This window comes from Azospirillum brasilense (assembly GCF_001315015.1).
In the GTDB taxonomy this organism is placed as follows: Bacteria; Pseudomonadota; Alphaproteobacteria; order Azospirillales; family Azospirillaceae; genus Azospirillum; species Azospirillum brasilense.
Window position 1 is genome coordinate 2,928,372 of sequence record NZ_CP012914.1, and the last position, 14,457, is coordinate 2,942,828.

The window sequence follows — 14,457 nt, forward strand, 5'->3', positions numbered from 1 at the left end:
AACTAAACCCAATCCTCTAATAGGAGACCAAAATGGAAACAATAGAAGTCCGGTACAAGCCAGTCACTACTTTGGGCGTTGATACGGGCTTCTACCATAAATATTTGGTCTATACTAATTCTTCTGGCGATCAATATTACGCCCGCGGCGGTCCGGCAAGCCGAACGGATAGCGATTTGGGAAGTGGTGGGGGCAGCGACAGCAGCGGCAGTTCTGGAGGCAGTGGTTCAGGTGATAACGTACCCTTTGGGCGAATCGAAACTGAATACGGAGAATACGCGCCAGGCACTATCGACTTCGACCAGGACGGCACCCATCCGCGCGAGGTTTTGAAAGAAGGCAACGACCTATCGGGTGATTGGGACCGCATCAAGCAGAACATGGACGACATAGAACGCTCCAATACACCTTACAATCCAGCAGGACCAAACAGTAATTCGGCGGTTGATAGTGCACTGGATGGCACGGATATTCCCCGCCCCCAGTTGGATGACACTCTGTACCCGTCCCCCGGATCTGACGAACAGATCAACACCGAGGAGTCCGATGATGAGGACGACTCAGAAACCCCGCCTACTCCTGACGGGCCTGGAGATCCATCGGATTGGCCGTCTGACAATCCTGCCCATCCAGGTATGGACGGGGCCGGTCAGATGGCTTCACCTATCATTCTTGATCTCGACGGCGATGGGGTAGAAACAACAACCTTCGCCGTGCAGTTTGATCATGACGCCAACGGCTTTGCTGAACGCTCCGCCTGGGTGGGCCAGGACGATGGCCTGCTGGTTCTTGATCGCGACGGTAACGGGCAGATCGACAGCGGACGAGAGCTATTCGGCAACAACACTTTGCTGGCAAACGGAACTAACGCCAGCAATGGGTTTTTGGCTTTGGCGGAACAGGACGACAACGGTGACGGACGTATTGATGCCACTGATGCGGCTTGGCAGACACTACGAATTTGGCGTGATCTGAACCAAGACGGTGTTGCCGACACGGGCGAGTTGGCAACCTTAGCCGACTCCGGCATTCAGGCACTCTCGCTCAGCTATGCTGATTCCGCTTTTACCGATGGCTATGGCAACGAACACCGCCAAGTTGGCACCTTCACCCGTTCCGACGGAAGTTCCGGCACCGCAACGGACGTCTGGTTCAAAGCCGATCTGAGCAACACCATGCCGCCACACTCCGTTCCAATCAGCAGCACCATCGCAGCGCTGCCGGACATGAAAGGAATGGGCAATGTTCGTAGCCTGCACCAAGCAATGGCGCTGGACTCCAGCCTGACAGATTTGGTGTGGCAGTTCACCACCGAAACCAGTGTTTCGGGCCGTAACATGCTGATAGAACAAATTATGCTGCGCTGGACTGGAAGCGACGGCGTAATCCCGGATAGCCGCGGCCTATACGTGGACGCACGGCATCTGTCAGCGCTCGAGGCGTTATCTGGAAAGCCTTTCCTCCAGTTGGGCACCTCATCCAACCCGCGGTGGCAGGCTGGAGCGGAGCTGGAGCGGACCTACGCGGCTGTTCGGGAACAGGTCTACGCTAGCCTGATGGCTCAAAGCCACTTCGCTGCAGAATACGAACTGCTGCAGGCGCGCGGTTATGACAACGGGCTGATCGCCTTAGCCTACGACTGCATACAAGGCGCAGACAACCCCGCGATGGCGATTGGGCTGGCAGAGTTCGTCCGGATTAGTCAGCAGAATGGGACGCACGCCTCACCGGCTTTCGTTGTGTTTCGTGACATAATTTCTACCTATGCGCCGTTATTGGCAGTGGCGCTGCCCAGTCGAGGCAATGATGGCATTGTGGGCACCTTTGGTAATGACCTGATCGATGGTTGGACAGGCAACGATACGCTGGCCGGGGGAGAGGGCAATGATACCTATCGCTTCGGTCACGGCTACGGTCAGGACACCATCATGGAGAGCGGTGGTGACGACGAGATCCTGATGAATGCAGGCATCAAGCCGTCCGATGTAACGCTCTCGGTCGATGGAGTCGATCTTCTCATTACCGTCGGCACTGATGGCGACGCCCTAAGGATTATTAACTTTTACGCCTCGCCTATCAACGGTATAGAGCGAGTCCGCTTTGCCGACGGTACGATTATGGCACTTGACGATGGCCAAAACCTCATCGGCGATGATGGTGCCAACCAGCTAAGTGGTCAATGGCTGAACGACTCACTCAACGGTGCCGCCGGCAATGACACGCTGTACGGCTATATTGGAAATGATACCCTTGACGGTGCTGCTGGCAATGACCTGCTCCTAGGGGGCATCGGCAACGACCTGCTCTTTGGGGGCAACGGAGCTGATACGCTGAGTGGCGAGGGGGGCAAAGACATACTGGACGGTGGCGCCGGCAATGACCTACTTCTCGGCGGTTCGGACACCGATACTTATGTTCTCACCCGCGCGGGCGGCGCGGATTTGGTGTCTGACGATACAGACGGTGTAGCCGATCGCATCTATGTGGCAGACGCAACCTCCGCTGACACCACCTTGACCCTCTCTGGCAACGATCTGGTCGTGACTATCGCCGACAGTGGCGCCTCACTAACAGTCATCAACTTCACCAACCGGTCCCAGATCAGCGAGATTGTCTTCACCGACGGTACAGTGTGGGACTACAGCGCAATTGTCTCCCACTTTGTATCTACGACCAGTGGCGACGATATTATGATTGGTTTTGCTCATAGCGATACCCTCGATGGCGGGGCTGGCAACGACACCATTAATGGTGCCAGCGGAAACGATGTCATCATCGGTGGAATAGGCGATGACTTGCTTTCGGGTGACCTCGGCAACGACACCTACCATTTCGGCCGCGGCTCCGGTCAGGACACCATCCGGGACTTCGACAACATCAACGGCAACCTCGACACGGTGGTGTTCGGCACCGGCATCACGGCTGCGGACCTGACCTTCTCGTTCGCCAACAGCGGCGCCGATCTGGTGATCGGCATCGCCGGCAGCACCGACACCCTGACCCTGGACGACGATCTCGTCGCGTCCATGCACCGCATCGAGCAGTTCCGCTTCGCCGACGGCACCGCCCTCAGCCACGCCGAGCTGCTGGCCCAGGCCCTCACCGGCTCCGTCGGCAACGACACGCTCTACGGCGACGAGACGGCCAACACCTTCCTGGCAAGCACCGGCAACGACACCCTGATCGGCAAGGCGGGCAACGACACCTACCATTTCGGCCGCGGCTCCGGTCAGGACACCATCCGGGACTTCGACAACATCAACGGCAACCTCGACACGGTGGTGTTCGGCACCGGCATCACGGCTGCGGACCTGACCTTCTCGTTCGCCAACAGCGGCGCCGATCTGGTGATCGGCATCGCCGGCAGCACCGACACCCTGACCCTGGACGACGATCTCGTCGCGTCCATGCACCGCATCGAGCAGTTCCGCTTCGCCGACGGCACCGCCCTCAGCCACGCCGAGCTGCTGGCCCAGGCCCTCACCGGCTCCGTCGGCAACGACACGCTCTACGGCGACGAGACGGCCAACACCTTCCTGGCAAGCACCGGCAACGACACCCTGATCGGCAAGGCGGGCAACGACACCTACCATTTCGGCCGCGGCTCCGGCCAGGACACCATCCGGGACTTCGACAACATCAACGGCAACCTCGACACGGTGGTGTTCGGCACCGGCATCACGGCTGCGGACCTGACCTTCTCGTTCGCCAACAGCGGCGCCGATCTGGTGATCGGCATCGCCGGCAGCACCGACACCCTGACCCTGGACGACGATCTCGTCGCGTCCATGCACCGCATCGAGCAGTTCCGCTTCGCCGACGGCACCGCCCTCAGCCACGCCGAGTTGCTGGACCTCGCCCACCACGGAACGCCAGGCAACGACACCCTGATCGGCAAGGCGGGCAACGACACCTACCATTTCGGCCGCGGCTCCGGCCAGGACACCATCCGGGACTTCGACAACATCAACGGCAACCTCGACACGGTGGTGTTCGGCACCGGCATCACGGCTGCGGACCTGACCTTCTCGTTCGCCAACAGCGGCGCCGATCTGGTGATCGGCATCGCCGGCAGCACCGACACCCTGACCCTGGACGACGATCTCGTCGCGTCCATGCACCGCATCGAGCAGTTCCGCTTCGCCGACGGCACCGCCCTCAGCCACGCCGAGCTGCTGGCCCAGGCCCTCACCGGCTCCGTCGGCAACGACACGCTCTACGGCGACGAGACGGCCAACACCTTCCTGGCAAGCACCGGCAACGACACCCTGATCGGCAAGGCGGGCAACGACACCTACCATTTCGGCCGCGGCTCCGGCCAGAACACCATCCGGGACTTCGACAACATCAACGGCAACCTCGACACGGTGGTGTTCGGCACCGGCATCACGGCTGCGGACCTGACCTTCTCGTTCGCCAACAGCGGCGCCGATCTGGTGATCGGCATCGCCGGCAGCACCGACACCCTGACCCTGGACGACGATCTCGTCGCGTCCATGCACCGCATCGAGCAGTTCCGCTTCGCCGACGGCACCGCCCTCAGCCACGCCGAGCTGCTGGCCCAGGCCCTCACCGGCTCCGTCGGCAACGACACGCTCTACGGCGACGAGACGGCCAACACCTTCCTGGCGAGCACCGGCAACGACACCCTGATCGGCAAGGCGGGCAACGACACCTACCATTTCGGCCGCGGCTCCGGCCAGGACACCATCCGGGACTTCGACAACATCAACGGCAACCTCGACACGGTGGTGTTCGGCACCGGCATCACGGCTGCGGACCTGACCTTCTCGTTCGCCAACAGCGGCGCCGATCTGGTGATCGGCATCGCCGGCAGCACCGACACCCTGACCCTGGACGACGATCTCGTCGCGTCCATGCACCGCATCGAGCAGTTCCGCTTCGCCGACGGCACCGCCCTCAGCCACGCCGAGCTGCTGGCCCAGGCCCTCACCGGCTCCGTCGGCAACGACACGCTCTACGGCGACGAGACGGCCAACACCTTCCTGGCAAGCACCGGCAACGACACCCTGATCGGCAAGGCGGGCAACGACACCTACCATTTCGGCCGCGGCTCCGGCCAGGACACCATCCGGGACTTCGACAACATCAACGGCAACCTCGACACGGTGGTGTTCGGCACCGGCATCACGGCTGCGGACCTGACCTTCTCGTTCGCCAACAGCGGCGCCGATCTGGTGATCGGCATCGCCGGCAGCACCGACACCCTGACCCTGGACGACGATCTCGTCGCGTCCATGCACCGCATCGAGCAGTTCCGCTTCGCCGACGGCACCGCCCTCAGCCACGCCGAGCTGCTGGCCCAGGCCCTCACCGGCTCCGTCGGCAACGACACGCTCTACGGCGACGAGACGGCCAACACCTTCCTGGCAAGCACCGGCAACGATGTACTTTATGGGCGTGGAGGCAATGACCGCCTTAACGGTGGCGAGGGTACTGACACATTAGCCGGAGGCATAGGAAATGATACATTCGTCTTTGTGCAGGGCGAGGCAAATGGCGATATCATCTCTGATTTCTCGAAATCAGGCTCAAATGGTCAGGACTTTATAGAATTTCGCGGGTATGGCTATTCCGCATCTCTCACAAGCAATGGAGATTACTGGACAATATCAGATGGATATACGTCGGAAACAATCAAGATAATTGGCGTTTCTGTGCTCAGCTCGGGAACTAATTATGCCTTTACCCCATAAATGAAGTTGAGGGGGTGGACCGGCTCTCAGAGCCTGTCCGGGAAGAACTTGAATCGGATGAATCGGTTGTGATTCAAGGTAGCCTCCAAGACGGAGGCGAAGATGTGGACAGCGGAGAAGCGAGACCGCCACGATCGCAGCGGGCTGCGTTACCCGAGCGCTCTGAGCGATGAGGAATGGCGGATCATCGCGCCGCTGATCCCCCCGGGGCGGCGTGGTGGCCGCCATCGCAGGGTCGATCTTCGAGCGGTGCTGAATGGCGTGCTGTACGTGCTGGAGACGGGCTGCCAATGGCGTCACCTGCCCAAGGACCTGCCGCCGCGCAGCACGGTCCACGGCTATCTTCACCTGAACACCTCGATAAACCGCCCTTTAGCCTCGGTTGACGGTGAGATTGAGGGCGTTCAGGCGTGAAATCCTTGCCTTTTGAGGGGCGAGGCGCGATTTTTGGCGAAAAATGCGGGAATATGTGGCGCTTTCGCGCGCTATACGGGCGTAATTTGCCCCTCAAGCCAGATCAGACGTCGGAAATTGTAGGCGAGGTTGGCGATGCCGATCTTCACCGTTGCGCGCCCAAGGCCGATGGTGCGGATGAACAGCCCCATACGCGCCTTCTGGTCGGCGAACACATGCTCGACGGCCGAGCGCACCGCCGAGCGGGCACGGTTGGCACGCTGGTGGGGCTCCGGCATTGGCCGGCCCTTCGGCTTGCGGAAATGCACCATGCTGCGGCGACCCGCCGCCGCGATGGCCGCCTCATTGGCCTTCGAGCGGTAGGCGCTGTCCTCCCACACCCGGCTGTCGAAAGCGTCGGGGTTGAGCAGACCCGGCAACTGCGCGCCGTCGTGCCGCGCCGCGTCGGTGACGATGAAGCGCCGGATCAGACGGAACCGGCGGTCAATGGTGATGTGCGACTTGTAGCCGAACGCCGGGATCAGCAGGCCCTCCACGGTGTGCGCCTCGGACCCGTCGAGCGGCGGCCCCGGCTTCGCCTTGACTCGTCCCCGCTTCACCGTCCAGCGCGCCTGCCTGTCCTTCTGGCGTGCCTTGGCCGGCGGCCAGGGTGGGTCTTCACCGTCACGGATCTGGCGCTTTTCCTCCCGGGTCAGCCGCTGCCGGGGCGCCTCCACGATGGAGGCGTCGATGATCTGGCCGCCCAGCGCGAAGTAGCCGCGCTCCTTCAATGCCATGTCGAAGCGGGCGAACAGCCCCTCCATCGCTCCCGCCGTCACCAGCGCCTAGCGGAACAGCCAGATCGTCGTGCGGTCCGCAACCCGGTCGCCCAGCCCCAGCCCGAGGAACCGCATGAACGACAGCCGGTCACGCACCTGATACTCGGCCTGCTCGTCCGACAGCCCGTACAGCGCCTGCAGCACCAGGATCTGGAACATCATCACCGCGTCCAGTGGCGGCCGGCCGCCCCGGGAGCGGTCCTTGCGGCCCAGGGCCGCGTCCAGCGTCAGACGGAAAACCTCGAAGTCCACCACCGACGACAGTCGCTCGAGCGGATCGCCGCTCTTGCTCAACTCCGCGTAGCGGTCCTGAAGATCGAACAGCCCAGCTTGCCCGGCCATGTCCCGCCCTCCGTCGCCCTCAAGCCAAGGGAATCACCAGAACGCCGGCAACGCTACCGTTTTTCGAGGCGTCCGTTTGTAAGCCAACCTGCCAGTAGTGAACGGTCGGCAGCAAGGAGCCTCCCGCATAACAACACGGCGTGCTGAATGGGTTCCCCAAGGGCGAACCAAGTTCGCTCTGACGATCCGGGGAACAGAGACTGCCTCTACTGTTAGGCCGCCCGCGAAATACTGAAGATAATGTAGTTGTAGGGTGGAGCAGACATGTCCGCGCCTCCAAAAACCCGGTTCGATTGGATGTCGTAGCTCCAGTCGCTCCAAGACCAAGCCTCTTCGGGCGCTTGCACGACAACGTAGCTTCCTTCCCTCAGCTTGGCGGATGTCGCAGACGGGGCGAAGTCGAGTCCCAACGAAAACTCCTGGACCCGCACATTCTCGCTTCGGGATAGAATGGACTTCGTGACGCCCTGAGCCATTGACACAAAGGGAGCGAGAGCTGGCTGAACCTCGGTCGTGAGCTTCAGACCCTGCTTGAAAACATCGTTGTCGAAGATTGCAGCCAAGCCCTTATCGATTGCCGATGCGACATTCACGGTCGAGCAACGGAAGGCTACCCCATCCCCGGCGACCGTCAAACCGACAAAGATCGGATAGCCATTGATGCCGGCGCTGTCACCATCCGGGACACGGTATGTTGCGTTAAAGTGGAGATCTTCAGTAGTTCCATTCAATTGGTTTCGACCAAAGAAGTCAAACAATATTGAATGATCACCTTTTCCAGGATATTTAGCCACCCGCAGCTTATCCAAAGTCACCTTGATCCGGGAGCCTTTGAGGCTATGGTCGGGTTCGACAGTGCCGGCCGGAGTGATCGGCCGGTTCCTGTCAGGGCCGTTTTTAGGCTCGATAAACCCAAAATGATGATTAGTGCAACGCCAGACAGCGCTCCCAAAATCAAAGAAACCGAATGCCTGTCCGGTGGCGCTGGTGCGACTGCGCACCGGAATCTCGTCCTCGGCACCGATAAGGCGAAGGTAGTTCGCAATCTGCTCTTCGCTCTTCGCTCCGAGCACCGGATGTTCGATAAACGGGTCGTGCATGCCAACTATTGCCTCTGTTGAATTCGGACCTTCTGGGCCACTTCGGCGTAAATGTCCGCACCAATCGAGGTGGCGACCTCCAGCGTGACGGCCAAGCCGTATGGGGCGACCACTTTGGTCATGCCGGAGAAGGGGGGTTTACGGCATTGAACCCGAAGGACAATTGCATCGCTTTCCAGAAATGGAACGGCAGCATCTCCTTCCAGAATACGGTGGATCAGCGTGCCGCGGCCAGCGAGGGCTGCGGGAGGCTGGCAACCGACGGCCCTCAGCCCCAGACCGAACGCGTTGTCGCCGCTGCCGGGAGCGATCTCCAGCCCGAAAGTTCGGTAGTTCTGGTTGCTGGACCTAACCGGCGAGAACCACGCGAGTGTGATGATCAGCCGACGCAGGTCAATCTTGCTGGCGAGCGACGGCGGCAACGGGAAGCGGAACTCGTGCGACTTCTCGGGGCGGATTTCGCCCTCGCCGACCAGCGTGGCGCGGTTGGCGGCTCCCTCCAGCAACCGGTCGACATCCGGAATGCCGTAGCCCAAAAAGCGACTGATGTTCTCGCGGCGGCGCAGCCAGGCTTTGGTCCCTTGAGGGGGGAAGTGGGTTTCCATGTAATCGCCAGCGTTCCCCCAGGCGGCCGTGTGGGTGAGCAGAGCTTTCACCAGAACAGCACGATTCCCGGCAGGTATGGACGGAGCGCCGGTGAGTTCAACCGCGTCGTCGAGCGCATCGGACAGTCGGATAGCTGTTCGGGTAATGAGGGCTGCGGCATTGCTGGTCCCACAAGAGCGCATGGTATGGGTCAACCCACCAGCATGGTGCGGAGCGGCAACACGCTGCCCAACGGCCTGAGGTGTATAGGCGCGGACCAAGAGCGGTGCGCCGGCGGTGGGCTGGGCGATGGCGCGGCCTCCGTCGCTCATGACGTCAGGCTTTACAGAGTTGCGCAACCCCAGGCCCAGGCGGGATAAAAGACTGGACATCCTCAGGGTGGGAAAGGGGTCAACCACGTTGCCGGGCAAAGCGCCGGCCAAATCGCGGTGAAGCGCGCCGACTGTGAGAGCGTTCACAGCCTCGGCAGGGGCCAGCAGGGCGCGTGTCGCCTTATTGGCATCGAGCGCCCGCATCATCGCCTGTTCCCGAGCAATGGGATCGGCTGTGTGGAACTCTTGAATGGAGGTATACCCCTCAATCTCAAGGTTCGCTTCACAGTTCCCGGCGCTGACAATGAACAGCACGCGGTACTTATAGCTGAGGTAGTCGAGCGCTCTGGCCCATGCGCTAGCGGAGGACAAAGGGCGCTCGTTAACATCCCCGATCGAGTGATTGATGAGGAATACATCCGGAGCCGTCGGCACGGCATCGCCGATGCCTTCCTTCATCCGCGTGACAGCTTCGTAAATGAGCTTGAGCGGCAGCTTATCGCTCGGCGTCGCTTCACGCCCTTCCGCCGGATCGTAGGTCAGCACGGGCACGATGTGCAGAAGACGATCAAGTGGCGGTTCGTTGGCCTCCAGATCGCCATGGAGAATCAGCGAAGCCATGCTGGTTCCGTGGTAGCGCCGGTTCACCGGCGTCGGAGGCAGGTCTCCGGTGTCAAAGACGTCGATGCGACCGGCCAAACGGTTGTGGTTTTCCAACGGCATGCCGTCGATGAGTGCGGCAATCGGAGGCCGGAGAGAACCCGGTGATGGTGCTGCCGAAGCGGGGCCAGGCTGCCCGTCGCCATCGGTTGCTGGATGCGAAGAAACCGACTGCGGACGGATGGCCATGACCTCATTGGCAACAATGATGTTGCCCTGCCCAGTCAGGATTTCCTCCAGAACGGCTGGTGCAACCCGCACCAGCGCCGCCTGATAACGGATTTCCGGGATTTCGGCATCGTCGACAACCTCGGCTTCAACAGCGTCCAAGCGCTGTCGGAGTTGCGCCCACGCTCGCTGGCGTGCGGCGGCGTCGTTACGGAACCAGAGATCCAGTTCAATGAGCTGCGGTTGCCCCTGGCGGCGAACGAGTTCCGCCCGCAAAGCGGCTGCGGCCTCCATCGAGAGTCTATCCTGGGGTCCCCAGGTGCGGAGATCTTTCAGCTGCTTGAAGAGGTTCCACCAATCTGAATGACCGTCTGGCGGGGAGCCCCCCTCCTTGAATTTGTCCCAAAGCTCAAGGAGCTTTCGCATCGACTCGATCGTCGGCATGCTGACATAGAGCCGACCGGTGACGTCCCCACGAGCATTCTGGAACTCTGCGGTCTCGATTGCGTCGAACCACGAATCATCGAGAACATCATCTTCGAAATCGACGTCATCGTCGAGTTCCTCTGGCAGGTTCAGACGGACAATCTCATCCGCGAGCCAGTCCAACCCAATTCGTTGAGCAGCTCGCGCAAAGTCATTGAGGGCTCCGTAGACCTCGAACACCAGCGCCCGTTCCGGGGCAATGGCTTCAGGATCCCGGTAAGTCTCTGTGTCGATCCCCCTGCTTAGAATGTCGCGCAGGCGCTTGTCGATGTCGCCACCGAGCCGACGGGCTTGGAAGTGCCAGTCAAATTCCGTCTTCGAAAAGTGGCGCCTCTCCCCCTTCTGCCTTTTTCCTTCGCTTACGGGTTTGAACCTTAGCAACGGGCGGTCGGTCGGCATGTTCGTCCTGGGCCTGGGTCGGTGTCTTGAACCGATGAGCCCAGAGCGCCAACTGGCGAGATATCGCCTCCTTCGTGCTCATGTCGCCCATCGCCATCACGAGCCGGCGACGGATATCCAAGCCGAATTGCTCGACATCCGCAAAGCTCGCGCCGCTGAGACTAGCCGAAAGAGTTGAAGAAGAGAACCCAGAACTATCGTCAAACTGATGCAGGAAGCGCTCAAACCATTCTTTCAGTTGTTTCTGATCGGGGTTTGGCAGATCCAAACGCAGCTGGAAGCGGCGCCAGACAGCCCGGTCGAGCAATTCGGGGTGGTTGGTGGCACAGACGATGACGGTGTAAGCCGGAAGATCGTCGACCTGCAGCAGGAGCGAACTGACGACACGCTTAATCTCGCCGGTTTCGTGAATGTCGCCGCGCTCCTTGCCAACCGCATCGAATTCGTCAAAGAACAGCACGCACGGTGTTGTACGGGCATAGTCGAAGACCCGCTTAAGGCGGGTTGCGGTTTCGCCCAGATAACTGCCGATGATGCTCTCGTAGCGCACCACCAGGAAGGGCACTGACAGCGCCTCAGCCAGTGCCTCGGCCAAGCTGGTTTTACCATTGCCAGGCGGCCCCGACAGCATGACTCGATGGCGCGGCTCAAGCCCATGCGCGCGCAACAGGTTGCCGGAGCGCTGTTCGGCGATGAGTTCGTCACAGGCTTGACGGACGGTCTCGGAAAGAATCAATTCATCCAAAGTGCGACGCGCCGGCACCTCGGTGATGTAGTCGCGGACCCGATCTGGAAGGTATGTGGCCGCCACGGCACGGGGTCCCGCCTTGTCCATCACTGCCAACGCCCCGGTCAGACGGTTGGCCAGAGTATGATGCTGTTTGGCGCGCTCTTCTGCAACAATGGCCTCGACAGTCCGGCGCAGCATTGGCCGGTCCCCTTGGGCCCCAGCCTCGACGAGCTTGATCAGCAGATCGCTCCTACTCATGCCTTACCTCCGCCGTGCTCGCTCTTGGGGAAACCAGTCGGTGCCGGCTGCTGAATTATTGCCTTTAATGCCTCAAGCCCCGCCCGCAGCAGGTCGAGGTGTCCGACCAGATTATCGATGGCTTCAACGCTCTGGAATGCCGAATGGGTCGGAGCGCTATTTTCCACCGCCACCTGTTGTGCTGCCGGGCCCGGCGGCGGGCCGATCTCGCGTACGATCGCATTCGTGACGTCATCGCTCCACCCGCCGCGCTCCATTCCGCGCCGCAGCGTCGACGGATCGACGCCAATTTTACGGGCGAGGTCCACACGGGTCATGCGGTTCCGCCTCATGGTATCGCGAACGTGCCTCACCAGGAGCGGGCGTATTGGGGACTTCGGTCGTGCCATGGCCACATTATTGCACGCCGCAGCGCGGCATAAAAGGCAATAAATTGTGATTGCCGCCTTTTCTGCACCCAGGGGCGCGATGGAATTCCGGCAGCGGTTGCATTGTTCCCGAGCCTGACCGCCTCGGCTCGCGTGGCCGCCAATCAGTCCATCAATGCGTCGTGGTTCCATAATCGCCTCTTGGTCCATTGCGTCGCTGTGCAATCAGCCGCATTGGGCAAAGCACCAGCGCCGAAGCGCCTCGTGGCTTGGTCACTGCGGATCAAGCTAGGGCCTGCCATCCCGTCCATCCACGAATCAGGTGGAGTGCCCGCGGTGCCAATGGGGGTGACCAGCGGCAAACTCCCCTCCAAGGGGTGGCGCGACGCTGATCCATAGAAGCATGTTCGCTTTTTGTTCGCAAGACACTCGGCGCCCGGATCATCAAACGAGGAAGTCGCATAAGGCGAACCCAGCTTGCGTTGCGCAAGCTGACAGACCACCGCAGTGTCAGCCGCCGCACCGTGATGGCGGGTATGGCAACGCTGAGCACCACGGCCTTCCTCCCCAGACCGGCCGGCGCCGCGACCCTCGTCCCGGCGCCCGGCCAGACCGAAGGCCCGTTCTACCCGACCAGCTTCCCCGCGTACGTCGACTCCGACCTCGTTCAGGTCCACGGGGCGGCGGCCCGGGCGTTGGGCACGGTTGCCCACATCGGGGGACGGAGCCTCGACCGCAGCGGGCGGCCGGTCACCGGCGCGGTGGTCGAAATCTGGCAATGCGACGCACAGGGGATCTACCGGCACCCACGGGCGCCCGGTTATGACCAGTTCGACGGCAACTTCCAGGGCTACGGCCGGACGGCGGTCGACGCGGACGGAACCTACCGGTTCCGGACGCCCAAGCCGGTGCCCTATCCCGGCCGCACGCCCCACATCCATTACGCGGTGATCGTGCCCGGCACCGGGCGGTTCGTGACGCAGATGTACGTCGCGGGAGAGCCGCTGAACGCCCGCGACGGCCTGCTGAACGCCATCCGCGACCCGCAGGCGCGCCGCAGCGTGATCGTCCCGTTGCTCGCGGCGGACGACGTCGAGGCGGGCGCGCTCCGGGGCACCTTCGACATCGTCCTCACCCTCTGATCCTTCAGTGCCCGGCCTGGGCCCTCCACACCGCCGACCGGTTCGATCCGCCGAGACGGCACCGCCTCAGAGAACATGCTCGCTCGGCAGATGCGGCGGCTCCGCGACCGTCGTGAGGCGCGGCACGGACACGTGCATCGGGGCCGGCCGGATCGAGGACTGCCACTTATCAAGGAACTCGCCCAGATGTGGGCGGGTGGCCCGCTCTCGTACCAAGCGCTCCACGAGGCTGTCGACGCTGGCGTTGTGCCCGGCCGGGTCGGTGCGCCCGGTGAGCAGCGCCCAGCGGACGTAGGCGGCGTACAGGGTTAGGACATCGGACTCGCAGTAGGCCCGCTCCTTCTCCAACTCGCCGCGCGCCATCATGCCGGCCACCTCGCTGCCGTGACCGCCGATCTTGCCGGGCAGGCCGATCAGGTCGGCAATGTCCTGCAGGCCGATGCGCTGTGAGGCGCCGTAGTCGGCGACCTGCTCCATGAGGTCGCAGTTGAAATCCGGCTGGTAGCGCTGGGTGTAGCCGGTCCACTTGTCACCGGTCTGGAACCACGCCGGCACCGGGATGCCGTAGACCATGGCGCGCAGGCGCAGCACCGGCAGGTCGAAGCCGCGCCCGTTCCAGGTCACCACGCGCGGCAGCGTGTGGGCGAAGTGCTTCCAGAAGCCGCGGATCAGGCGCTCCTCGTCGTAGTCGAGGTCGCCGCCGGAGCGGCACTCGGTCACCCGGTAGCGCTCCACCCCGGACGAGCGGTCGATCGCCGCCTCAACGAAGCTGATCGCCACGATCTGGTGGCAATGCGGCGGCGGGAACTTCTCCGCCGGCCAGTCCGCCGGAAGGATCTGGCGGCCCGGCATCGTCTCGATGTCGAGGCAGAGCAGCGTGTCGTGGTGCATGGGGCCTCCCAGGTGCGGCGGCGCCATGCTCCCCAAACGATCGAGGA

At 62.0% G+C, this 14,457-nt stretch carries 7 protein-coding genes and 2 pseudogenes; 3 read left to right on the plus strand and 6 right to left on the minus strand.

From position 1 onward, the window contains the following. Positions 1–32: 32 nt before the first annotated feature. Positions 33–5,717: a calcium-binding protein gene (locus tag AMK58_RS29535; protein WP_082413734.1), complete on the plus strand. Its 5,685-nt coding sequence runs from the start codon at positions 33–35 to the stop codon at positions 5,715–5,717. A gap of 102 nt (positions 5,718–5,819) precedes the next feature. Then, positions 5,820–6,068: pseudogene (locus AMK58_RS13565) on the plus strand (transposase); the annotation flags it as partial. A gap of 134 nt (positions 6,069–6,202) precedes the next feature. Here the strand turns inward: AMK58_RS13565 and AMK58_RS13570 are convergent. From AMK58_RS13570 to AMK58_RS30470, 5 genes and pseudogenes are all read right to left on the minus strand, one after another. Beyond that, positions 6,203–7,291 (minus strand): annotated as a pseudogene (locus tag AMK58_RS13570) (IS5 family transposase). A 212-nt stretch (positions 7,292–7,503) separates the two neighbouring features. Next, positions 7,504–8,391, minus strand: a complete 888-nt coding sequence (locus AMK58_RS30465; RefSeq protein WP_035683834.1) for a hypothetical protein — start codon at positions 8,389–8,391, stop codon at positions 7,504–7,506. Between the two features lie 5 nt (positions 8,392–8,396). Continuing rightward, positions 8,397–11,021 (minus strand): S8 family peptidase, encoded by a 2,625-nt coding sequence (locus tag AMK58_RS13580; protein ID WP_079285622.1) that lies wholly within the window; start codon positions 11,019–11,021, stop codon positions 8,397–8,399. Then, positions 10,927–12,009 carry an AAA family ATPase gene (locus AMK58_RS13585; protein ID WP_035683839.1) on the minus strand — a complete coding sequence of 361 codons (1,083 nt, stop codon included), beginning with the start codon at positions 12,007–12,009 and terminating at the stop codon, positions 10,927–10,929. Before AMK58_RS13585 ends, AMK58_RS13580 begins: the two co-directional genes overlap by 95 nt. Beyond that, positions 12,006–12,326, minus strand: coding sequence for a helix-turn-helix domain-containing protein (locus AMK58_RS30470; protein ID WP_137165149.1), 321 nt, complete (start codon positions 12,324–12,326; stop codon positions 12,006–12,008). Before AMK58_RS30470 ends, AMK58_RS13585 begins: the two co-directional genes overlap by 4 nt. A gap of 587 nt (positions 12,327–12,913) precedes the next feature. Between AMK58_RS30470 and AMK58_RS13590 the strand changes: the two genes are divergently transcribed. Beyond that, the gene (locus AMK58_RS13590; RefSeq protein WP_158283154.1) at positions 12,914–13,519 is read left to right on the plus strand and encodes a dioxygenase family protein; all 606 of its coding nucleotides are present in this window, start codon (positions 12,914–12,916) and stop codon (positions 13,517–13,519) included. A gap of 66 nt (positions 13,520–13,585) precedes the next feature. Here AMK58_RS13590 and AMK58_RS13595 read toward each other — a convergent pair whose 3' ends face one another. Continuing rightward, entirely contained in the window at positions 13,586–14,410 is an 825-nt protein-coding gene (locus AMK58_RS13595; protein WP_059399000.1) for a 3'-5' exonuclease, read from the minus strand. Between the last annotated feature and the right edge of the window lie 47 nt (positions 14,411–14,457).